Origin of the sequence: Isoptericola sp. NPDC019693 (genome assembly GCF_044389085.1) — a bacterium.
Classification (GTDB): domain Bacteria; phylum Actinomycetota; class Actinomycetes; order Actinomycetales; family Cellulomonadaceae; genus Isoptericola.
In genome coordinates, this window is the sequence record NZ_JBIRXP010000007.1 from 156,120 (window position 1) to 176,893 (window position 20,774).

The 20,774-nt window shown below is 74.5% G+C and carries 21 protein-coding genes; 7 read left to right on the forward strand and 14 right to left on the reverse strand.

Features of this window, described 5'->3' with window-relative positions:
• Positions 1-6: 6 nt before the first annotated feature.
• Positions 7-498 carry a hypothetical protein gene (locus ACH436_RS19130; protein WP_430561789.1) on the forward strand — a complete coding sequence of 164 codons (492 nt, stop codon included), beginning with the start codon at positions 7-9 and terminating at the stop codon, positions 496-498.
• A 74-nt stretch (positions 499-572) separates the two neighbouring features.
• On the opposite strand, the gene ACH436_RS19135 is transcribed toward ACH436_RS19130, so the two are convergent.
• Positions 573-2,045 (reverse strand): dicarboxylate/amino acid:cation symporter, encoded by a 1,473-nt coding sequence (locus tag ACH436_RS19135; protein ID WP_430561790.1) that lies wholly within the window; start codon positions 2,043-2,045, stop codon positions 573-575.
• Positions 2,046-2,485: 440 nt separating this feature from the next.
• Here ACH436_RS19135 and ACH436_RS19140 point away from each other — a divergent pair, with 440 nt between their 5' ends.
• Positions 2,486-3,412 (forward strand): arginase family protein, encoded by a 927-nt coding sequence (locus ACH436_RS19140; protein WP_430561791.1) that lies wholly within the window; start codon positions 2,486-2,488, stop codon positions 3,410-3,412.
• A gap of 4 nt (positions 3,413-3,416) precedes the next feature.
• Here ACH436_RS19140 and ACH436_RS19145 read toward each other — a convergent pair whose 3' ends face one another.
• The 6 genes from ACH436_RS19145 to hutH form a co-directional block, all read right to left on the reverse strand.
• Entirely contained in the window at positions 3,417-3,980 is a 564-nt protein-coding gene (locus tag ACH436_RS19145) for a TetR/AcrR family transcriptional regulator (protein ID WP_430561792.1), read from the reverse strand.
• A complete protein-coding gene (locus ACH436_RS19150; RefSeq protein ID WP_430561793.1) occupies positions 3,977-4,771 on the reverse strand; it encodes an ABC transporter permease in 795 nt (264 codons plus the stop codon). The genes ACH436_RS19145 and ACH436_RS19150 overlap by 4 nt, the downstream gene beginning before the upstream one ends.
• Positions 4,772-4,793: 22 nt before the next feature.
• Complete coding sequence (locus tag ACH436_RS19155) at positions 4,794-5,723, reverse strand: ABC transporter ATP-binding protein (protein ID WP_430561794.1); 930 nt, start codon at positions 5,721-5,723, stop codon at positions 4,794-4,796.
• Between the two features lie 99 nt (positions 5,724-5,822).
• Positions 5,823-7,100 carry an imidazolonepropionase gene (gene hutI / locus ACH436_RS19160; RefSeq protein WP_430561795.1) on the reverse strand — a complete coding sequence of 426 codons (1,278 nt, stop codon included), beginning with the start codon at positions 7,098-7,100 and terminating at the stop codon, positions 5,823-5,825.
• 1 nt (position 7,101) lies between these two features.
• Positions 7,102-8,787, reverse strand: a complete 1,686-nt coding sequence (hutU, locus tag ACH436_RS19165) for a urocanate hydratase (RefSeq protein ID WP_430561796.1) — start codon at positions 8,785-8,787, stop codon at positions 7,102-7,104.
• 34 nt (positions 8,788-8,821) lie between these two features.
• The gene (gene hutH / locus ACH436_RS19170; RefSeq protein WP_430561797.1) at positions 8,822-10,585 is read right to left on the reverse strand and encodes a histidine ammonia-lyase; all 1,764 of its coding nucleotides are present in this window, start codon (positions 10,583-10,585) and stop codon (positions 8,822-8,824) included.
• A 167-nt stretch (positions 10,586-10,752) separates the two neighbouring features.
• Here hutH and ACH436_RS19175 point away from each other — a divergent pair, with 167 nt between their 5' ends.
• Both ACH436_RS19175 and ACH436_RS19180 read left to right on the forward strand, forming a co-directional pair.
• Entirely contained in the window at positions 10,753-11,511 is a 759-nt protein-coding gene (locus ACH436_RS19175) for an IclR family transcriptional regulator (RefSeq protein ID WP_430561798.1), read from the forward strand.
• A gap of 76 nt (positions 11,512-11,587) precedes the next feature.
• Positions 11,588-12,064, forward strand: coding sequence for a hypothetical protein (locus ACH436_RS19180; protein ID WP_430561799.1), 477 nt, complete (start codon positions 11,588-11,590; stop codon positions 12,062-12,064).
• 43 nt (positions 12,065-12,107) lie between these two features.
• Here ACH436_RS19180 and ACH436_RS19185 read toward each other — a convergent pair whose 3' ends face one another.
• Positions 12,108-13,142 (reverse strand): L-idonate 5-dehydrogenase, encoded by a 1,035-nt coding sequence (locus tag ACH436_RS19185; RefSeq protein ID WP_430561800.1) that lies wholly within the window; start codon positions 13,140-13,142, stop codon positions 12,108-12,110.
• Positions 13,139-14,527: an MFS transporter gene (locus tag ACH436_RS19190; protein WP_430561801.1), complete on the reverse strand. Its 1,389-nt coding sequence runs from the start codon at positions 14,525-14,527 to the stop codon at positions 13,139-13,141. Before ACH436_RS19190 ends, ACH436_RS19185 begins: the two co-directional genes overlap by 4 nt.
• A 166-nt stretch (positions 14,528-14,693) precedes the next feature.
• Here ACH436_RS19190 and ACH436_RS19195 point away from each other — a divergent pair, with 166 nt between their 5' ends.
• Positions 14,694-15,404, forward strand: a complete 711-nt coding sequence (locus tag ACH436_RS19195) for a GntR family transcriptional regulator (protein ID WP_430561802.1) — start codon at positions 14,694-14,696, stop codon at positions 15,402-15,404.
• Between the two features lie 44 nt (positions 15,405-15,448).
• On the opposite strand, the gene ACH436_RS19200 is transcribed toward ACH436_RS19195, so the two are convergent.
• The 4 genes from ACH436_RS19200 to ACH436_RS19215 all read right to left on the reverse strand — a co-directional run bounded on the left by ACH436_RS19200 (position 15,449) and on the right by ACH436_RS19215 (position 18,242).
• Positions 15,449-16,297 carry a siderophore-interacting protein gene (locus tag ACH436_RS19200; RefSeq protein ID WP_430561803.1) on the reverse strand — a complete coding sequence of 283 codons (849 nt, stop codon included), beginning with the start codon at positions 16,295-16,297 and terminating at the stop codon, positions 15,449-15,451.
• A gap of 12 nt (positions 16,298-16,309) precedes the next feature.
• The gene (locus ACH436_RS19205; protein ID WP_430561804.1) at positions 16,310-16,744 is read right to left on the reverse strand and encodes a type II toxin-antitoxin system VapC family toxin; all 435 of its coding nucleotides are present in this window, start codon (positions 16,742-16,744) and stop codon (positions 16,310-16,312) included.
• Positions 16,741-17,025 (reverse strand): FitA-like ribbon-helix-helix domain-containing protein, encoded by a 285-nt coding sequence (locus ACH436_RS19210; protein ID WP_430561805.1) that lies wholly within the window; start codon positions 17,023-17,025, stop codon positions 16,741-16,743. Before ACH436_RS19210 ends, ACH436_RS19205 begins: the two co-directional genes overlap by 4 nt.
• An 80-nt stretch (positions 17,026-17,105) precedes the next feature.
• Positions 17,106-18,242 carry an epoxide hydrolase family protein gene (locus tag ACH436_RS19215; RefSeq protein WP_430561806.1) on the reverse strand — a complete coding sequence of 379 codons (1,137 nt, stop codon included), beginning with the start codon at positions 18,240-18,242 and terminating at the stop codon, positions 17,106-17,108.
• Positions 18,243-18,372: 130 nt separating this feature from the next.
• On the opposite strand from ACH436_RS19215, the gene ACH436_RS19220 reads away from it, so the two are divergent.
• Together ACH436_RS19220 and ACH436_RS19225 are read left to right on the forward strand one after the other, a co-directional pair.
• Positions 18,373-19,323: a helix-turn-helix transcriptional regulator gene (locus ACH436_RS19220; protein WP_430561807.1), complete on the forward strand. Its 951-nt coding sequence runs from the start codon at positions 18,373-18,375 to the stop codon at positions 19,321-19,323.
• Between the two features lie 42 nt (positions 19,324-19,365).
• Complete coding sequence (locus ACH436_RS19225; protein ID WP_430561808.1) at positions 19,366-19,800, forward strand: hypothetical protein; 435 nt, start codon at positions 19,366-19,368, stop codon at positions 19,798-19,800.
• A gap of 16 nt (positions 19,801-19,816) precedes the next feature.
• Here the strand turns inward: ACH436_RS19225 and ACH436_RS19230 are convergent, their stop codons facing one another.
• Positions 19,817-20,758, reverse strand: coding sequence for a D-2-hydroxyacid dehydrogenase family protein (locus ACH436_RS19230; protein ID WP_430561809.1), 942 nt, complete (start codon positions 20,756-20,758; stop codon positions 19,817-19,819).
• Between the last annotated feature and the right edge of the window lie 16 nt (positions 20,759-20,774).

Here is a 20,774-nt window from a genome sequence, read left to right on the forward strand (position 1 = left end):
GGAGGCATGAGCCTCACGACGCTGTTCACGACCCTGGCCCACCCTCGGCGTGCCGCGCTCGAGGGGTGGCCGGAGGACACCGAGCTCACCGCCGACGACGTGCTCGTCGACCGCACCAGCCTGGCCCGGCTCGCCGAGCACTGCCCGACGCCGCGCGTCTACGTCCCCGTGGGCGCCGACGTCGCCCGCGTCGACCGCTACTGGGGTGAGGCCGCGCCACGGACGGTCGTCCTGGCGCGGGTGGTGGACGCCGTCCCGCGGCTCGGGGAGGACGCGCGGCAGGCCTGGCTCGACGCCGACCTCGACGGGTGCGCCGTCCTGCTCGACCGGGCGCGGCTCGTGGGCCGGGCGACGCCGGAGCCGCTGCGCCCGTTCACCGTGCACCCGGCCCCGGGCCGCGGCGGGCCGGTGGCCCGCCTGCCGCGCGACCTGCGCCGCGGCGACGTCCTCGCGATCCCCTGCACCGGCATCGTCGAGGCCGCCGCCCTGGCGCGGTAGCCCGGGCCAGACCCAGCACGTGACGAAGGCCCGGCGGGTTCCCCCGCCGGGCCTTCGTCACGTGCCGGCGACCGTCAGGCCTTCGCGCCGGCTCCCACCGGCTCGCGGCCGGCGTCGTCCTGCGCGGCCTCGGTCTGGGCGGTGTCGTCCTGCGCGCCGTCCTGCGTGGCGTCGTCCTCGTCGAACAGGTGCTCCGACGACGCGGCGCGGTACTGCTCGAGGTCGAGCAGGCCCTCGCGCTTGGCGACGATGGTCGGGACCACGGTCTGCCCGGCGACGTTCACGGCGGTGCGGCCCATGTCGAGGATCGGGTCGACGGCGAGCAGCAGGCCCACGCCCGCCAGCGGCAGGCCCAGCGTGGACAGCGTGAGGGTCAGCATGACCATCGCGCCGGTGAGGCCCGCGGTCGCGGCCGAGCCCACCACGGAGACGAACGCGATGAGCAGGTAGTCCGTCACCGACAGGTCGATGCCGAAGATCTGCGCCACGAAGATCGCGGAGATCGCCGGGTAGATCGAGGCGCAACCGTCCATCTTCGTCGTCGAGCCCAGCGGCACGGCGAACGACGCGTACTCGCTCGGCACGCCGAGGTTCCGCTCGGTGACGCGCTGCGTCACGGGCATCGTGCCCACCGACGAGCGGGACACGAACGCGAGCTGGATCGCCGGCCACGCGCCCTTGAACCAGGCGATGACGCCGAGGCCGTTGGCCTTGAGCAGCACCGGGTACACGACGAACAGCACGAGGGCGAGGCCCACGTAGATCGCCACGGAGAACGACGCGAGCGAGCGCAGCGACTCCCAGCCGTAGGTGGCGACGGCGTTGCCGATGAGGCCCATCGTGCCCAGCGGCGCGAGGCGGATGATCCACCACAGCACCTTCTGCACGATGGCGAGCGCGGACTTGTTGAACGCGAGGAACGGGTCGGCCTTGGCGCCCGACTTCAGGGCGGCGATGCCGATGACCAGCGCGACGACGAGGATCTGCAGCACGTTGAAGCTGACGCCGGTCTCGGCGCTCAGCGCGCCGTCGGCCCCCGCCTCGACGGACGTGGAGGCGCCCAGCCCGAGCACGTTGGTCGGGATGAGGCCGTTGAGGAAGTCCATCCAGGTGCCGGTGCTGGACGGCTCGGCGCCGTCGGCCACCGACAGGGTGGTGTTGTGGCCCGGCTGGAAGACCAGGCCCAGGCCGATGCCGATCGCCACGGAGATCGCGGCGGTGATGGCGAACCAGAGCAGCGTCTGGCCGGCGAGGCGGGCCGCGTTGGTGACGGTGCGCAGGTTCGCGATCGACGCGACGATCGCGGTGAAGATCAGCGGCGGCACGATCGCCTTGAGCAGCGTGACGAACGACGAGCCGATGGTGTCGAGCGTCGTGGTCAGGCCGTTGGGCGTCTCCCCGTCGGCCTGCGGGCCGAGGGAGAGCGCGAGCCAGCCGAGCAGCACGCCGAGGGCGAGGCCCAGCAGGATCTGCACGGAGAACGACGGGAAGCGCAGCTTCTTGCGTTCGCGCGGCGGGGTGCCGGGGACCTTGGTTGCGGAAGACACGGGGGAACCTTTCACCTGAGGCGCGCGGGAGCGCCTGGGGGTGGACGACGGCGGCACGCTGTCGTCCGGGAGATCAGGGGTGCACGGAGTGCGGGGACGCGCCACGGCCGTCGAGGTCGGGCTGGTGGGCGTCGCGGGGCGTCGTCGGCGTCGACGACGGTCGTCGTGCGGTCAGCGACAGAGCGCGCTGGCGACGCGACGGAAGTCGACATCGAGGCGCAGGGTGAGGAGGTGCCTCACGGGGACGCTGACAGTCACAGGAGCTCCATGCACGATCGGAGTGGGGGTGTTCAGGTTCTCGATCCATCGACGTCGTCGAACGTCGTCATCGAATCCATGAATGAACCTACGAACATCGGACCATAGCAGCGCGGCATCGCCGTGCACAGCGGTCTGCGTGCGGGTGTGAGGCACCTCATGGAGGCCGTACCGTCGGCGAGGTGACCCCTGTCCCCCTGCCTCACGACCCGCTCTGGCCCCGCGCGGGCGGCTGGCCTGAGCCGACGCCGTCGCGCGCCGACCTGGCCGTGCTCGGCGTCCCCACGTGGCGCACCTCGCTGTCCCCGACGGGCGCGCACGCGACCCCCGCCGCCGTGCGCGACGCGCTGCGCCGGTACAGCCCCGCACTGATCGCGGGGCCCGACGGCGAGCCCGTCGACCTGGGCGGGCTCGCCGTCGTCGACCACGGCGACGTCGACGAGCCCGACGGGCCGGACGGCGAGGCCCGCGCGCGTGCCGCGGTCGCCGCGGCGGCGGCGGGGGCGAACGTCGTCGTCGCGCTGGGCGGGGACAACGCGCTCACCGTCCCGGTGGCCCTCGGCGCGTGGGGCGACGACCTCCCGGCGGCGGGGCTGGTCACCCTCGACGCGCACCACGACCTGCGCGACGGCGTCTCCAACGGCTCGCCGGTGCGGCGGCTGATCGAGGCCGGCCTGGACCCGACGAGGATCGTGCAGGTCGGCATCGCGGACTTCGCCAACTCGGCCGCCTACGCGCGGCAGGCGCGCGACCTGGGGATCACGGTCGTGACGCTGGACGACGTCCGGCGGCGCGGTCCGGGCGGCCTGGGCGACGTGGTCCGCGAGGCCCTCGACGTCGCGGGGGCGGCCGGCGGCCCGGTGCACCTCGACGTCGACGTGGACGTCTGCGACCGGTCGGTGGCGCCGGGCTGCCCCGCGTCCGTGCCGGGCGGGCTGGCGGCGTGGGAGCTGCGCGCGCTGGTCCGCGCCGCCGCGGCAGACCCGCGCGTCCGCTCCGTCGACGTCGCGGAGGTGGACGCCACCGCCGACGCCCCCGACGGCCGCACCGTCCGCCTCGCGGCCCTGTGCGTGCTGGAGGTGCTGGCGGGCGTCGCCCGCCGCGGGTAGGCGCCTACCGGGTGCGCGCCCCGTTGAGGAAGAGGTCGACGATGCGCTGGGCGTCGTCCGGCGTGCGCATGAGGTCGGTCGCCCGAGCCATGTGGAGGAAGGCGTTCATGAGCAGCTCCGGCGCGCCGCTGACCTCGCCGTTCTCGACCGCACGGGCGAAGAGCCCGGTCACGGGCGCGAGCACCCCGTCGACGTAGCGCTGCGAGACGAGGTCCCGCGTCGGCTGGGCGACGTGGTCGAGGGCGTCGTAGATCCGCTCCTCGAACGAGATCGTGCGGGCGGTGCGGCCGGCGGACGCCTGGGCGAGGGCGACGAGCCGGTCGGCGAGGTCACCGTCCGTCGTGACGGCGGCCTGGACGCGGGAGCCCAGGTCGTCGATGAACCGCAGGGCGACGCTGGTGTAGATCTCCTCCTTGCCGCCGGGGAAGTGGTGGTACATCGACGGCTTCTGGATGCCGGCGGTCCTCGCCACGCCGACGAGGGAGATGCCGGCGAACCCGACGGTGGCGAGCTGGTCGGCGAAGGCGTCGAGGATCTGGTCACGGGTGGTCGGGGCGGTGGCGGTCAACGGTTCCTCCTGGCGTAGTTCTGGGCAAAGGTGCAGGCGACGACCCCGGCGACGACGATCGCCGCGAGGACGACGAGCGCGAGGGGCAGCGCGGTCGGCGGCACGCCGCTCTCCAGCTGGCGGGCCGCGTCGATGACGTAGGTGAGCGGGTTGAACGTGGCGATGGTGCGCATCCAGGGCGCCAGCTCGTCCACCGGGGCGAACACCCCGGTGAAGAACGAGAGCCCGAAGACGGCGAGCGGGACCAGCCCGGTGCTGGCGGCCGACGTCGTGCGCACGGCGACGGCGATGCTGAGCAGCGCGATCCCCAGGGTGAGCACGACGAGGAGCGCGAGCATCCCCAGCAGCCCCGGCCAGTCGGCCGGCCGGTAGCCGATGACGGCCGCGCCGGCGAGGGTGAGGACGGTCTGGATCACCACCCCGGCCAGGGCCGCGACGACCGCGCCGGCGAGGAACGGTCCGGTGGCGCCGTGCGCCAGGCGGAGCCGGTCCAGGTACCCGCTGGTGAGGTCGCCGAGGACGAGGGTGCCCGCGGCACCGGCACCGGTCGCGGCGCCCGTGAGCAGGATCAGCGGCAGCAGGAAGGCGACGAAGCTCCCGCCCTCCAGGTACGAGCCCCCGACGGTCCCCAGCTGGCCCGCGTACACGACGAGGAAGAACAGGGACTGGGCGAGCGGCGAGACCAGGAGCGCGGGCGACCGGAGGATCGTCCGGGTGGAGCGTCCGGCGGCGGCGAGCGTGACGGGCAGGGCGGAGCGGCGGGTTGGTGCGGCGAGGGCGACGGCGGTCACGGCGGATCCTTGAGGTGGGTGGTCAGCGGGCGGCGAGGGCGACGAACACGTCGTCGAGCGAGGGTTCGGCCAGGCGCAGCGCCGTCACCTCGTCGCCGTGCGCCCCGAGGTCGCCCAGCGCGGCGCGCAGGGCGTCGGGGCCGTCGGCCAGCGGGAGGTGGAGCGTGCGCTCGTCGTCCGGGTCGGGGCGGAAGGGCTCGGCCGCGGCGGCGGCGAACCGGTGCGCGGCCGGGGCGGTGCTGAGCCCGATCGTGAGGGCGCGCTCGCCGACCTGGCGCTTGAGCGCCTCCGGCGCGGCATGGGCAGCGACCTTCCCGTCGCGGAGCACGACGACGTCGGTCGCCAGGACGTCGGCCTCGTGGAGGTCCTGGGTGGAGACGAGCAGGGTCCGGCCTTCCGCGTTCAGGCGGCGCAGCTCGTCCCAGAACCCCAGGCGGCTCATCGGGTCCAGTCCCGTGGTCGGCTCGTCGAGGATCACGATCGGCGGCTCGGCGACGAGGGCGACGGCGAGGTCGACCTTGCGGCGGGTCCCGCCGGAGAGCTTCGCGATGCGGGTCCTGCGGTGCTCCGCGAGGCCCAGCAGCTCGAGCAGCTCGTCGCGGCGGCGGGCGGCGGCGGACCTGCCCATGCCGAGCGCGGCGCCCTGGAAGTCGAGGACCTCGGCGGGCGTGACGAGGGGGTCGAGCGCGTTGGACTGCGGGGTGAGGCCGATGAGGCGCCGCACGTCGCGCGCCTGCGTGACGGCGTCCCGACCGTCGATGCGCACGGTGCCCGAGGTGGGCACCCGCAGCGTGGCGACGATCTCCAGCAGGGTGGACTTGCCCGCGCCGTTGTGGCCGAGCACCGCGGTGCGGCTGCCCTGGCGGATGTCGAGGGACACGCCGTCGAGGGCGCGGCGCTGCCCGTAGGTCTTGGTCAGGTCGACGATGCTGACGGCGGGGGATGAGGTCATGCCATCACCCTACCTACCGGTCGGGCGGCCCCGCCAGCCGCGCGGGCGTGACCCTCGTCTCCCCTTCCCTCGCGGTGCGCCGTCCGGGCCGGAGGTGCGCTACCTCGGCGGGTGGACGACCTCGTGGCCGTCCTTCCACACCGCGTGCACCAGCGGGACGCCGGGGCGGTAGGCCAGGTGGGTGCGGCCGGGGGCGTCGAGCACGACCAGGTCCGCGCGCGCCCCGGGGCCGAGGTGCCCGACGTCGTCGCGACGCAGCGCGAGGGCACCGCCCGCCGTCGCCGCCCAGACCGCCTCGGCGACGGTCATGCCCGTCTCGCGGACGGCGAGCGCCACCATGAGCGGCATCGAGCTCGTGTACGACGAGCCCGGGTTGCAGTCGCTGGCGAGCGCGACGACGGCGCCCGCGTCGAGCAGACGGCGCGCGTCGGGGTACGGCTGGCGGGTGGAGAACTCGACGCCGGGCAGCAGCGTCGCCACGGTCCCCCGCGCGCCGCCGGACCCCGCCCAGGAGCCCGCGAGCGCCGCCACGTCGTCGTCGGACAGGTAGGTGCAGTGGTCGACGGCGGCGGCGCCGAGGTCGACCGCGAGCCGCACTCCCTCCCCCGGGCCGAGCTGGTTCGCGTGCACCCGCACTCCCAGCCCGGCGGCGGCGCCGGCCTCCAGCACGCGACGCGACTGCTCGGGCGTGAACGCGCCGGTCTCGCAGAACACGTCCACCCAGCGCGCGTGCGGGGCGCACGCGGCGAGCATCTCGCCGCAGACGAGGTCGACGTAACCGTCCGGGTCGTCGGAGAGCTCCGGCGGCGCCACGTGCGCGCCGAGGAACGTCACCTCGCCGGTGACCTCCGCCGCGAGCCGCACGGACCGCTCCTCGTCGGCGACGGACAGCCCGTAGCCGCTCTTGGTCTCGAGCGTCGTGGTGCCCTGCGCGAGCGCCTGGTCGACGTGACGGCGCAGGTTCGCCCGCAGCTCGTCGTCCGACGCCGCGCGCGTCGCCGCGACGGTGGTGCGGATGCCGCCCGCGGCGTACGGGCGGCCGGCCATCCGGGCCTCGAACTCGCCCGACCTGTCGCCGGCGAAGACGAGGTGGGTGTGCGAGTCGACGAAGCCGGGCACGACGGCGCGGCCCTCCACCCCGACGACGCGGTCCGGCGCGCGGCCGAGGGCCGCCTCCACCCCGGCGGCGCAGTCGCGTTCCGGGCCCGCCCAGACCACGCGACCGCCGTCGAGCAGCAGCGCGGCGTCCCGGACCACCCCCGTGGGGTCGTCGACGGGGTCCGTGCCGACCGCCTCGGGGGCGTTGGTCGTGAGCTCGCCGATCCCGAGGACCAGCGTGGCCGGGTGCGACCCGCCGGGGTGCTCCACCTCGCGCACGTCACACCTCCGTGTCGGGGTCTGTCTCCAGCATGGGCACGAGCAGCCCGCCCCGCGCGGCGGCGGCCGCGGCGTCGTCGTACCCGGCGTCGACGTGCCGCAGCACGCCGAGGCCCGGATCGTTGGACAGCACGCGGGCGAGCTTCTGCGCGGCCAGGTCGGTGCCGTCCGCGACGGAGACCTGCCCGGCGTGGATGGACCGCCCCATCCCGACGCCGCCGCCGTGGTGCAGCGACACCCAGGTGGCGCCCGACGACGCGGCGGTGAGTGCGTTGAGCAGCGGCCAGTCGGCGATGGCGTCCGAGCCGTCGGCCATGCCCTCCGTCTCCCGGTACGGGGAGGCGACGGAGCCGGCGTCGAGGTGGTCGCGGCCGATGACGACCGGCGCGCTCACCTGTCCGCTCGCGACGAGGTCGTTGAACGCCAGGCCGGCGCGGTCGCGCTCGCCGTGCCCGAGCCAGCAGATGCGGGCGGGCAGGCCCTGGAACGCGACGCGCTCCTGGGCGGCGCGGATCCACCGGTGCAGGTGGTCGTCGTCGGGGAACAGGTCGAGGACGGCCTTGTCCGTGGCCGCGATGTCGCGCGGGTCGCCGGAGAGCGCGGCCCACCGGAACGGGCCCTTGCCCTGCGCGAACAGCGGCCGGATGTACGCGGGCACGAAGCCGGGGAAGTCGAAGGCGCGGTCGAAGCCGCCGCGGCGCGCCTCGTCGCGGATCGAGTTGCCGTAGTCGAACACCTCGGCGCCCGCGTCGAGGAAGCCGACCATGCCCTCCACGTGCCGGGCCATCGACTCGCGCGCCCGTTCGGTGAACTCCTCCGGCTTGGCGGCGGCGTAGTCGTGCCACTCGTCCACCGAAACGCCGACGGGCAGGTACGACAGCGGGTCGTGCGCCGACGTCTGGTCGGTGACGACGTCCACGGCGACGCCGCGGCGCAGCAGCTCCGGCACGACCGCCGCGCTGTTGCCGACCACGCCGACCGAGAGCGCCCGCCGCTCGGCCTTCGCCGCCTCGACGCGGCGGACGGCGTCGTCCAGGTCGTCCGCCACCTCGTCGAGGTAGCGCTCGCGCACGCGCCGCTCCAGGCGCGACCGGTCGACGTCGACCACCAGGCACACGCCGCCGTTGAGCGTGACGGCCAGCGGCTGCGCGCCGCCCATGCCGCCGCAGCCACCCGTGAGCGTGAGGGTGCCGGCGAGGGTGCCGCCGAACCTCTTCGCGGCCACCGCGGCGAGCGTCTCGTACGTGCCCTGGAGGATGCCCTGCGCGCCGATGTAGATCCACGACCCGGCCGTCATCTGGCCGTACATGGTCAGGCCCTGGGCCTCCAGGCGGCGGAACTCGGGCCACGTCGCCCAGTCACCCACGAGGTTGCTGTTGGCGATGAGCACCCGCGGCGCCCACTCGTGCGTGCGCAGCACGCCCACCGGCTTGCCGGACTGCACCAGCAGCGTCTCGTCCTCGGCCAGCGTCGTGAGGGTGCGGACGATGGCGTGATAGCTCGGCCAGTCGCGCGCCGCCCGGCCGGTGCCGCCGTAGACGACGAGGTCGTCGGGGCGCTCCGCCACCTCCGGGTCGAGGTTGTTCATGAGCATCCGCAACGGGGCCTCGGTCTGCCAGCTGCGGGCGGTGAGCGTCGTGCCGCGCGGGGCGCGCACGGGCACCGGGGTGCCGAGGTTGTGGGACATCGTCGTCTCCTTCGGGCTGATCAGGGGCGGCGGGTCAGGCGAGCGGGCCGACGGCGGCGCTCGCGGCGGCGACGACCTCGCCGCCGGCCACGAGCCGCGTCACGACCTCGATCTCGGGGGCGAGGAACCGGTCCGGCCCGGGGCCGGGGACGGCGGTGCGCAGCAGCGCGTGGACGGCGCCGGTGCCGGCGGCGGCGCCCGGGGTCGGCGAGTTGTCAGACGTACCGCGCACCCGAGTGGCGTGAGCGTCTGACACGTTCTCCACGTCCTGCGAGTTGTCAGACGTAGGGGTCGCTCCGGTGGTGTACACGTCTGACAGGTCGGCGAGGCGGAGGTCGAGGGCGCGGGCGGCGGTCATGAGCTCGACGGCGAGCACGCGGCCCAGGCCGTCGACGGCGCGGCGCAGCTTGCGCGCCCCGGCCCAGCCCATGGACACGTGGTCCTCCTGCATCGCGGACGACGGGACGGAGTCGACGCTCGCCGGCGCCGCCAGGCGCTTGAGCTCCGACACGATCCCGGCGGCCGTGTACTGCGCGATCATCAGGCCCGAGTCGACGCCTGGGTCGTCGGCGAGGAACGCGGGCAGGCCCTCGTTGCGCGCGACGTCGAGGAACCGGTCGGTGCGCCGCTCGCTCATGCTCGCGACGTCGGCCACCGCGATCGCGAGGAAGTCCAGCACGTACGCGACGGGCGCGCCGTGGAAGTTGCCGTTCGACTCCACCCGGCCGTCCACCGTGACGACGGGGTTGTCGATCGCGGAGGCGAGCTCGCGGGTGGCCACCGTCCCCGCGTGCTCGACCGTGTCCCGCGCCGCACCGTGCACCTGGGGTGCGCAGCGCAGCGAGTACGCGTCCTGCACGCGGGTGCACTCCGGCCGCCCGTCGGCGTCGACGGCCCGGTGGCTCGCCACCACGGGCGACCCGGCGAGCAGGGCACGCAGGTTCGCGGCCGACGCCGCCTGCCCCGGGTGCGGCCGCATCCCGACCAGGTCCGCCGCGAACGGGGCGTCCGAGCCGAGCAGCGCCTCCACGCTGGCCGCGGCCGCGACGTCCGCCGTCGTGAGCAGGCGGTGCAGGTCGTCGAGCGCGAGGCACAGCATCCCGAGCATCCCGTCCGTGCCGTTGATGAGGGCCAGCCCCTCCTTCTCGCGCAGCTCCAACGGCGCGATGCCGGCGGCCTCGAGCGCGTCGGCGGCGTCGACGAGCTCGCCGTCCGCGTCCCCCGAAGCCGCAACACGCACCGGGCCCTCGCCGAGCGCGGCCAGGGCGACGTGCGCCAGCGGCGCGAGGTCGCCCGAGCAGCCGAGCGACCCGTACTCGTGGACGACGGGCGTGACCCCCGCGTTGAGCATCGCGGCGTACGTCTCGGCGACCACGGGTCGCGCGCCGGTGCGGCCGGTGGCGAGGGTCGCCAGGCGCAGCAGCTGGAGCGCGCGGACCACCTCCCGCTCCACCTCGGGGCCGCTGCCCGCCGCGTGCGACCGCACCAGGCCGAGCTGCAGCTGCGCGCGCTTCGCGGTGGGGATGTGGCGGCGGGCCAGCGCCCCGAAGCCGGTGGAGACGCCGTAGTGCGGGCGGTCGTCGTCGGCCAGGGACTCGACGACGGCGCGGCTCGCGGCCATCCCGGCCAGCGCGCGGTCGGTGAGGCGCACCCGTGCGCCGTGGCGGGCGACCGCCACGACGTCCTCGACGGTCAGGGGGTCTCCCGTGATCTCGACGACGACGTCGGCGCTCGGCGGGACCAGGTGGGTCGTCGTGCGACCGGCGGGGTCGCCGGCCTGCTGCAGCGTTGCGGACATGTCGCCAGCACACACCGTCGACGGGCCGCTGGACACGGGGAGCGGCGAGGTTCAGTCTGGGATCCCAGACACAGCCCCCGCGAGATAGAGAGGCGTGACCGCCGAGATAGAGGGGCTCTCTATCTCGCGGTCTGGGGTTCTCTATATCGCGGAGGGGGGAGGGCACGATGGCGGACGTCCCGGCCGCGCGCAGCACGCTCCGGGTGCTGACGTTCCTCGCCGCGCAGGCGGGCCCGGTCCCGGCGGCGGCGGTCGCGCAGCACCTGGGCCTGCCGCGCTCCACCGTGTACCACCTGCTGTCCGTGCTGGTGCACGAGGGGTTCGTGACCCATCTGCCGGAGGAGCACCGCTACGGGCTCGGGACGGCGGCGCTGTCGCTCGGCTCCGCGTACGCGCGGCAGGCGCCGCTCGCGCGGCTGGCGCGCCCCGTCGTCGCGCGGCTGGTCGAGACGACGGGCGAGAGCGCGCACCTCGCCGTCCTGCACGGCCGCGAGGTGCTGTACCTCGTGGAGCAGCGCGCGCCGCACCGCCCCAGCCTCGTGACCGACGTCGACGTGCGCCTGCCCAGCCACCTCACGGCGAGCGGCCGCGCCGTGCTGGCGCTGCTGCCGGCGGCGCAGGTCCGCGCCCTCTTCCCGACGGCGTCGGCGCTGGCGGACCGCACCGGCGTCGGCCCCCGCACGCTCCGCGACCTGCGCGAGGTGCTGCGCGACACGCGCCGCCGCGGCCACGCCACCGAGGACGGCGAGGTCACGACCGGCCTCGCGTCGGTGGCGCACGCCGCGCTGGACCACACCGGCCACCCGGTGGCGGGCGTGGCGCTGACGTTCTGGTCGGACGACGTGGACGACGCCCGCCGGTCGGAGCTCGCTGCCGCCGCCGGCCGCGCCGCCGCCGAGATCAGCCGGCGCCTGGGCGCCCGCTGACCCGCCGTCGCGCTGTGTCCAAGATCTCCACACGTCTGTGGGCAAACGTTCAGGTAGACCGTGCACAATCGTGGCCATGACGTCAACGACGACGAGCACCACGAAGGGCAAGACGACGACCCGTCTCGCCGCGGCGAGCCTCCTCGCTCTCGCGATGATGCTCGGCGCGTGTTCCGCCCCCGCCGACGTCGAACAGTTCATCGCCGACGCGCAGAGCCAGGCAGAGGCCATCGACGACGACCTGCAGCGCATCGAAGAGCAGGTGACCGGTATCCCTGACGAGCTCCGCACCGACGTCACGAACGCGATGGCCTCCGCGCAGGCCGCGACCGACGAGGCGCGCGCGGCGCTGGGGCGGGCCGAGCAGTCCCAGGACGGCGCGGTCGTGGCGCTCGAGGACGCCCAGGTGGCGCTCGAGGCGGCGTCGGCCGAGGTGAAGCACGTGACCGACGAGGCGCGGGAGAACGGCGCCGCGCAGGTCGCGGACCTGCTGTCCACGCTGCAGGAGCAGATCGACGCCCTCCGCGGCGAGACGGAGAGCGCCGCCGCCTGAGCGACGGCGCTCCCGGGGTTCCCCGACCGGGGGCTGGGTAGGGCTAGGCGGGCTCGCCGAGCCGCAGCATCACCTTGCTGGAGCCGGTCGACCGGTCGGCGGCGACGGCGAGCGCCTTCTCGGCGTCGTCGACGTCGAAGACGTGCGAGACGACGGGCGAGACGTCGAGCCCCGCCGCCATCGCGTCGATCGCGTCGGAGATCTCGTCGACGAACCGGTAGGAGCCCACCCAGGTGATCTCCCGGGTGACGAGGTCGCCGAGCGCGGCCGTGACCTCGCCGCCGGGCAGGTTGCCGACCTGCACGACCGTTCCGCCCCGCGCGGTCGCGTGCAGCACGCCCGCGAGCGCGCCCGGCGCGCCGGACGCCTCGATCACCACCTCGACGTCCTCGGGCAGGGCGTCGCCCTCGGAGAGCACGCGGACGTCGTCCGCCCCCATGCGGGAGGCGACCGCCGCCGACGCGGACGCGACGTCAGCCGCGACGATCCGTGCCGCCCCGGCGCGTCGGGCCGCCGCCACGGCGAGCGCCCCGATCGGGCCGCACCCGTTGACGAGCACCTGCCGGCCACGCAGGTCACCGGCGCGCGCGACGGCGTGCATGGCGACGGCGAGCGGCTCGGCGAGCGCCCCGTGCTGCGTGCTCACGCCGTCGGGCAGCGGGCGCAGCTGGTCGGCGCGCACGACGACCCGCTCGGCGAACCCGCCGTCGGTGTGCGGGTCGAACGCCGCCGAGCCGAGGTATCGGACGCGCGCGTGCAGGTTGGTGCGTCCCGCGAGGCGCGCCGGCAGCGGATCGGAGCCGACCGGCGTCGCGGGGTGCACCGCGGCGCGCAGGCCGACGTCGACTCCCTCGACGCCGGGGCCCGTCGCGGCGACCTGCCCCGCGATCTCGTGCCCGAGCACGAGCGGCGCGCGCAGGACGGCGGTGCCGGAGGCGCCGTGGCGCCAGTAGGAGAGGTCCGATCCGCAGACGCCGCCCCACTCGACGGCGAGCAGCACCTCCCCCGGTCCGGGGACGGGCTCGGCGCGGTCGTCCACCCGGACGTCGCCGGCGCCGTGCACCACGACGGCCCTCATACCGCGTCCTCCAGCCGCACGAGGTCGCGCCCGCGCACCTCGGGCGCGATCCGGGCCGCGACCAGGGTGATGAGCGAGTACGCGACGAGCATCGCCGCGATCGGCCACCAGTGGCCCGTCAGCGCCGTGAGGCTCGCCGCGACGACCGGGCCGATCGCGGTGGCGAGGATGCCGCCGAGCTCCTTGGCGAGCGCGAGCTGCGTGAACCGCGTGCGCGCGCCGAACAGCTCGGCCATGGTGACGCTCTCGAGCGAGAACAGGCTCAGCACGGCGACGTTGAGCAGCAGCGCCACGGCGACGACGACGAGCACCGGGTTGCCGGTGGTGACGAGCAGCATCCCCGGCACGGAGACCAGCACGGACAGGATCGTCATCGCCGTGTACACCGGTCGGCGGCCGAAGCGGTCGCCGAGCAGGCCGACCACCGGGATGGTCACGAAGCCGACGAGCGAGCCGATGGCGATGGCCGTGGTGCCCACCGACTCGTCCACGAGCACGGTGGTCGCGATGTAGCCCACGAGGAAGGTCTGCACGAGCCCGGAGTTCCCGGCCTGGCCGAAGCGCAGGGCGAGCGCCAGGAAGAAGGCCTTGCCCTTGCGCTGGTGCAGCGCGGCCTCGAGCGTGCTGCGCTCCCCCTCCGTGGCGGCGGCGCGGTCGGCGGCCGCGAGCTCGTCGCGGGAGAGGGCCACGCCGTCGACGACGTCGGACCGCTGCTCGAACACCGGGCTCTCCTTGAGGCGGCGGCGCAGCCACACGGCGAAGATCATGAGCACGAAGCTCAGCAGGAACGGGAGTCGCCAGCCCCAGGACAGGAGCTGCTCCTCGCTCAGCACGGCGAGCAGCAGCGCCCAGAGCGCGGAGGCCGCGAGCGTGCCCGAGTTGGTGCCGAGGCAGACGAGGGACGCGATGAGGCCGCGCTTCTTCGCCGGCGCGTACTCGGCGAGCATCACCGTCGCCCCCGCGATCTCTGCCCCGGCGCCGAAGCCCTGGATCATCCGCAGCGCGACGAGCAGGATCGGTGCCCAGATGCCGATGACGGCGTGGGTGGGCAGGGCGCCGATGAGGGTGGTCGAGACGCCCATGAGCGTGATGGTGATGACGAGCACCCGCTTGGCGCCGATACGGTCGCCCATCCGCCCGAAGTAGATCGCGCCGGCGAGGCGTGCCACGTACCCGACGCCGTACGTGCCCATCGCGGCGATGAGCCCGATGGCGGGGCTGACGTCCGGGAAGAAGATCCGGTTGAAGACGATCGCGGCGGCGAGCGAGTAGAGCTGGAAGTCCATGAACTCCATCGCGGTGCCGAGCCATCCGGAGACGGCGGCCCGCGTGAGGTCCTTGGTGGACCGCTGCCCCGGCGGGCTGGCGGTGGTCTCGTGCGTCACGGTCTGCTCCTTCGCGTCGCCGACCGTCGTGGTCGACCCTCGTGGCCGGCTGCTGCGCCGGCAGGGTGCACAGCACCCACTTTCATGGCAGTACTGGTATACAAGTACTGGAACCCCAGTCTGTCAACCGCCGGTCCGCACGGGGGGGTCGATTAGAGTGGCGGCCATGAGCCTTCCGGGCGGTCGCCGCACCGCACGCCGCGCGGTCCACGAGACGCTGCGCCAGAAGGTGGTCACGCTCGAGCTCCCCCCGGGCTCGGCCCTCTCCGAGAACGAGCTCGCGGCGAGCCTCGGCGTCAGCCGCACGCCGGTGCGCGAGAGCCTGCTCCTGCTGTCCGAGGAGGGCTTCGTCCAGGTGTTCCCGCAGGTGGGCTCGTTCGTCTCGCGCGTCGACCCGCAGCGCGTCGCCGACGCCCAGTTCGTCCGCGAGGCGGTGGAGCTGGCGTCCCTCGCGGCCGTCCCCGACCCGCCGGACGCCGACGCCGTCGCCGCCCTGCGCGAGAACCTCGAGCAGCAGCACCGGCCCGGCATCGACGTGGAGGAGTTCTTCCGCCTCGACGAGGAGTTCCACCGCGGGCTGCTGGGCCTCTCCGGCCACGCCAGCGCGTGGAGCACGGTGGCCTCCGCGAAGGCGCACCTCGACCGGGCCCGCCGCCTCGGCCTCAACGAGACCCCGCCGGACGCGTTCGTCGCCCAGCACCAGCAGATCCTCGACGCGCTCGTCGCCGGTGACCGCGCCACCGCGCACGACGTGCTGCGCTCCCACCTGCGCGCGGTCTTCGACGACATCGAGCAGGTGCGGGCCCGCTCCCCCGAGCTCTTCGCGTCCGACGCCGACTCCGTCCCGGTGCGGCGCAGCGTCGCCGTCTGGACCTGACGACCGGAATCGACGTCAGGACGTGACGCGCGGCCCGAGCCGGGTCAGTCCGGGTCGCTCGGGTCCAGCGGCAGGTGGTGGTCGAGGTTGGTGACCCCGCGGCGCCAGTACCCGGAGACCTGCACCTGCTCGGCCGGCAGCCCCAGCTCGCGGCGGAGGTAGCGGCGCACGGGCACGAGGTCTCCTGCCTCCCCGAGCCCGACGAACAGCTCGTCGGACTCCAGCCCGCCGAGGGAGCGCACGGCCTCGGCGAGCTGCCCGGGACCGTCGGTGCGGTAGAGGATCTCGACGGTCGCGCCGTCCAGCTCGTCCTCGACGTACGCCTCGTCGACGTCGTCGCCGATCTCGACGACCGCGGTCATCCGCACGTCGTTCCCGACGGCGGCCACCCAGCGGGCGAGTGCCGGCAGCCCGGTCTCGTCGCCGACGAGGGTCAGGCGGCCGATCCCGTCCGGCACGCCGACGCTGCCTCGCGGCCCGGCGAGCACCACCTCGTCGCCCTCGGCCGCGCGGGCGGCCCACGCGGACGCCGGCCCCTCGTCACCGTGCAGCACCCAGTCGACGTCGAGCTCGGCCACGCCGTCGACGGTCCGTGTGGCGCGCACGGTGTAGTCGCGCGAGATGGACACGACGCCCGTGGGCCGCTGCAGCCCGCCGTCCGCAGCAAGAGCGGGGGCGTGCAGCTCGCCGGTGGCCGGGTCGGGCAGGAAGACCTTGACGTGGTCCTCCGGGCCGGGCGCCCGCAGCGCCGCGAGGGACGTCGGGGCGGCGGGGTCCGCGCCGTCGACGTCGCGGAACGTGGTGCGGCGCAGCGTGCCCGTCAGCTCGGTGACGGCGTGCACGCGCACGCGGCGGGGGACCAGGTCGAAGCGGGTGCGGGGTCGCGTGAACACCCCTCGATCACATCACGAACGCCCCGCGATGGGCGCGGTCCACGGGTCCACGACCCGCACCCCGGTGCCGAGGAAGTCCCTGACGTTCCGGGTGGCCAGCGCAGCGTCATGGACCCGGCAGATGGCCGCGATCTGCGCGTCCGCGGTCGCGACGGGACGGCCGGCGCGGTCCCGCTCCGCGACGATCGGGCCGAAGGCGCGACCCGCCTCCTCGCCGAACGGGAGGACCCGGCCACCGAACCCGACGATGACGCGCTCCACCCGCTCCGCGATCTCGTTCCGTCGCCGCCCCGACGGAAGTCGGGCCACGCCGTAGGCCATCTCGGCCACCGTCACCGCGCTGAGACAGAGGTCTGCTGCCGCACGCCCCTCGAACCAGGCGAGCACCGCACGGTCCGGCACGCGCCGCGCCAGTTCCGACAGGACATTGGTGTCGAGGACGATCACGCGGTGCTGTCCCGGTCGACGCCGCCGGCCTCGTCCAGGTCGACCGGGCGGACCCGGTCGTCACGACGAACGTCGAAGAGGCCTGGCTCGTCGTCCTCGACGCCGCCGAGCTCCTCGGCGATCCATGCCCCGAGGCTGCGTTCCACCGCACTCGAGGACCGGACGGCGTCGGCGAGAATGAGGCGAATCTCTGCCTCCATGGACCGGCCCGCCGTCGCCGCGCGCACCCGCAGTCGGCGCCGCACCTCGTCGTCCAGGTCTCGCACCGTGATCGTGGACATGCACGTCTCCCGTCGTCAATGACAGCAATGCTAGCACTGCTGTCATTGACGACGGGAGAGGTCAGCGTTCGGGCGACGACTCAGCCGAAGAAGGCCCGCAGGTCGGCGACGACGTCGTCCGGCACCTCCAGCGCGGCGTAGTGCCCGCCGCGCGGGAACTCCGACCAGTGCTCGATGCGCGCGTTGTCGCGCTCGGCGAAGGCCCGGATCGTCTGGAAGTCGTCCCGGAAGACGGCCACGCCGGTCCGCCCGGTGCTGACGACCGGCTCGGCGCCGGCGCGCTGCTCGGCGTAGTGATACCGCGCGGCCGTGGCGTAGGTGTTGGTCACCCAGTACAGCGTCGCCTGGGCCAGCACCTGCTCCGGGCTCACCAGCGACGTCCCGTTGCCAAAGCTTTCGAAGAGCTCGTGGTAGGCCAGCGTCGCGACGGGCGAGTCCGCGAGGCCCGCGGCCATGGTCTGCGGCCGCGACGCGTTCATGACGTTGTACGCCCCGACGGACTGGAACCACTGCAGGTGGCCGAGCGCGGCGAACTCCTTCTCGCCGAACCCGTCCATCTCCCCCTCGGCGCCGGACGGGAAGGAGAAGAGCTGCAGCACGTGCGCCCCGAGAAAGCCCTCGGGTTCGATGACGGCGAGCTCGCGCGACACCATCGCCCCGCCGTCGCTGCCGTGGATGCCGTACGACGCGTAGCCGAGGCCCCGCATCAGCGTGTCGTAGGCCCGGGCGACGCGGGCCATCGTCCAGTCCCCGCCGACGACCGGCGTCGAGAACCCGAAGCCGGGCATGGACGGCACGACGACGTCGAAGGCGTCCTCGGCGCGGCCGCCGTGGGCGACCGGGTCGACCAGCGGGTCGATCATGTCGAGGAAGTCGAGGACCGACCCGGGGTAGGTGTGCGCGAGCAGCAGCGGCGTCGCGTCCGGGTGGGGCGACCGCACGTGCAGGAAGTGGATCGGCTGGCCCTCGATCTCCGCGAGGAAGCCGGGGTAGGAGTTGACGCGGTCCTCGACCGCGCGCCAGTCGAAGTCCTTCCACCGCGCGACCATGTCGCGAAGGTACGACTCGGGCGTGCCGTAGTCCCAGGAGTCGCCGGGGGCGGCCGGGGCGAAGCGGGTGCGCTCGAGACGCTCGCGCAGGTCGTCGAGGTCGGCCTGCGGCACGTGCACGGGGAAGGGGCGGAGCTCCAGGGTGGTGGCGGGCGTCGTGACGTCCATGGCGGTCTCCCGAGGTCGTGAGCCGGGCCCTCGCCCAGCTCCTGAGACCACCGTAGGAAGGGTTCAGGAACGCTTCTTTCCGTTATTCTCGACGAGTTCCGGCGAGTTTCCCCCGATCCCGGGAGTCGCGATGGCCTCCACCTCCGCACGGCTGCTGGCGCTGCTCGGGCTGCTCCAGTCACGGCAGGACTGGTCCGGCGCCGAGCTTGCCGACCGGCTCGACGTCACCGCCCGCACGGTGCGCAACGACGTCGCGCGGCTGCGCGAGCTGGGCTACCCCGTGCACGCCGTCCGCGGCCCGGGCGGGCGCTACCGGCTCGGCGCGGGCGCGCGGCTGCCCCCGCTGCTGCTCGACGACGCCGAGGCCGTCGCGGTCGCCGTCGGCCTGCGGGCAGCGACCGGCACCGCGGGGTTCGAGGAGTCGGGGCAGTCCGCGCTCACCAAGCTCGAGCAGGTGCTGCCGGAGCGCCTGCGTCGGCAGGTCGCGGCCCTCCGGTCCGCCTCGACGGCGGGGCCGGCCAACACCGGCCCGTACACCGACGAGCCCGCTGTCGACCCGGAGGAGCTCACCGCGCTGGCCGCCGCGATCCGCGACCACCAGGGCCTGCGTTGCTTCTACCAGGACGAGCCGCTCGAGCTCGAGCCGCACCACCTGGTCGCCTGGCAGCACCGGTGGTTCCTCGTGGCGCGCGACCCGGCGTCCGGCACCTGGGCGCCCTACCGGGTCGACTGGCTGCGGCTGCGGACTCCCGGCGGCCCGCGGTTCACCCCGGAGGACTTCCCGGGGGACCTCACGACGTTCGTCGTGCAGGAGGTGGCGCGGGCGGGGTGGGCCTTCCACGCCCGCATCGTGGTCGACGCGCCGGCGCAGGAGGTCCTGGACCGGATCAACCCGGCGGTGGGAACGGTGCAGCCCCTCCCCGACGGCCGCAGCGTGCTCGTCACCGGCGGCGACCGCGTGGAGGTCGTCGCGGTCTGGATCGGCCTGCTGGGCCTCGACTTCCACGTGACCGAGCCGCCCGAGCTGGTCGAGCACCTGCGTGTGCTGGCCGAGCGTTACGACCGAGCGGCTGACGGCTGACGAGGCTGGCGCGACCTGACGTCGGTCGACGACACTGGTCCGGTGAGCGACCCGTACCCGGCCGGCGAGCCGTACCAGCAGCAGACCCCGCAGGACCAGGCCCAGCCCGGCTCCCCGCAGTCCGGCTACGCCCAGCCTGGCTACCCGCAGGCGCCGTACGCCCAGACGCCCTACCCGCAGGCGGGCTACCCGTACCCCGCCTACGCGCCCGAGCCACCCGGCAAGACGATGGGCATCGTCGGGTTCGTCCTCGCGTTCATCGTCGCGCCCGCAGGGATCGTCGTGTCCGCGATGGCCCTGTCGGAGTCGAAGAAGGTCGGCTACCCCAACACGCTCGGCAAGTGGGGGCTGTGGCTGTCCATCGCCTTCACGGCACTGTGGGTGCTGTACGTGCTCTTCACGGTGCTCGCCGTGTTCGGCGGGATGTTCGCCTTCCTCTCGACGACCACCTACGGGAACGCGGGCCTGTCGGTCTGACCCGCGCCGAGGGCGCTCAGGCGAGCACCCGCAGCGGGGTCCCCGCCGCCCACGCGGCGACGTCCTCGACCGCCTGGCCGTAGAACGTCCGGTAGGTGGCCTCGGTGACGTACCCGAGGTGCGGTGTCAGCACGGTGCGCGGGGCGGACCGGAGCGGGTGGTCGGCGGGCAGCGGCTCGACGTCGAACACGTCGAGCCCGGCCCCGCCGATCCGGCCGTCGTGCAGCGCCGCCAGCAGGGCGTCAGTGTCCACGAGCGGACCGCGCGAGGTGTTGACGAGCACCGCGGTGGGCTTCATCCGCGCCAGGTCGTCGGCGCCGACGATCCCGCGGCTGCGGTCGCTGAGCTTGTAGTGCACGGTGACGACGTCGGACGTCGCGAACAGCTCGTCCTTGGCGACGGCGCGCACCCCGGCCTCCTCGGCCGTCGCGGGGTCGAGGCGCTGGCTCCACGCGACGACGTCCATCCCGAACGCCTGCCCGACCCGCGCCACCCGCGCGCCGAGGCGCCCGAGCCCGACGACGCCCAGCCGCCGCCCCTCCAGGTCGCCGCCGACGGTGTGCTGCCAGCCGCCGTCGCGCATCGCACGGTCCTCGGCCGGCACGTGCCGCAGGACGGCGAGGATCAGGCCCCACGTGAGCTCCGGCGTCGCGTTCGCCGGCGACTCGGTGCCGCACACGACGACGCCGAGCCCTCGGGCCGCGTCGAGGTCGATCGCCGCGTTCTGCCGCCCGGTCGTCACCAGCAGCCGCAGGTCGGGCAGCCGAGCCAGCCGGGCCGCGGTGAAGGGCGTCCGCTCCCGCTGGGCGACGACGACGTCGTAGCCCGCGAGCGCCGCGGCGACCGCGTCGTCGTCGGGCAGCGGACGGTCGAGGAAGTCGACCTCGGCCCCCAGGCTCCCCCAGTCCGCGAAGCGGTGGGCGACCCGCTGGTAGTCGTCCAGGACGGCGACGCGCATCGATGACCTCCTAATT

Excerpts from the sequence above, each read along its gene's own strand:
- ACH436_RS19130 (WP_430561789.1), top strand. The coding sequence starts at position 7 with ATGAGCCTCACGACGCTGTTCACGACCCTGGCCCACCCTCGGCGTGCC.
- ACH436_RS19155 (WP_430561794.1), bottom strand. The coding sequence starts at position 5,723 with ATGACCTCATCCCCCGCCGTCAGCATCGTCGACCTGACCAAGACCTAC.
- hutU (WP_430561796.1), bottom strand. The coding sequence starts at position 8,787 with ATGTCCCACAACCTCGGCACCCCGGTGCCCGTGCGCGCCCCGCGCGGC.
- hutH (WP_430561797.1), bottom strand. The coding sequence starts at position 10,585 with ATGTCCGCAACGCTGCAGCAGGCCGGCGACCCCGCCGGTCGCACGACG.
- ACH436_RS19175 (WP_430561798.1), top strand. The coding sequence starts at position 10,753 with ATGGCGGACGTCCCGGCCGCGCGCAGCACGCTCCGGGTGCTGACGTTC.
- ACH436_RS19180 (WP_430561799.1), top strand. The coding sequence starts at position 11,588 with ATGACGTCAACGACGACGAGCACCACGAAGGGCAAGACGACGACCCGT.
- ACH436_RS19185 (WP_430561800.1), bottom strand. The coding sequence starts at position 13,142 with ATGAGGGCCGTCGTGGTGCACGGCGCCGGCGACGTCCGGGTGGACGAC.
- ACH436_RS19195 (WP_430561802.1), top strand. The coding sequence starts at position 14,694 with ATGAGCCTTCCGGGCGGTCGCCGCACCGCACGCCGCGCGGTCCACGAG.
- ACH436_RS19210 (WP_430561805.1), bottom strand. The coding sequence starts at position 17,025 with ATGTCCACGATCACGGTGCGAGACCTGGACGACGAGGTGCGGCGCCGA.
- ACH436_RS19215 (WP_430561806.1), bottom strand. The coding sequence starts at position 18,242 with ATGGACGTCACGACGCCCGCCACCACCCTGGAGCTCCGCCCCTTCCCC.
- ACH436_RS19220 (WP_430561807.1), top strand. The coding sequence starts at position 18,373 with ATGGCCTCCACCTCCGCACGGCTGCTGGCGCTGCTCGGGCTGCTCCAG.
- ACH436_RS19230 (WP_430561809.1), bottom strand. The coding sequence starts at position 20,758 with ATGCGCGTCGCCGTCCTGGACGACTACCAGCGGGTCGCCCACCGCTTC.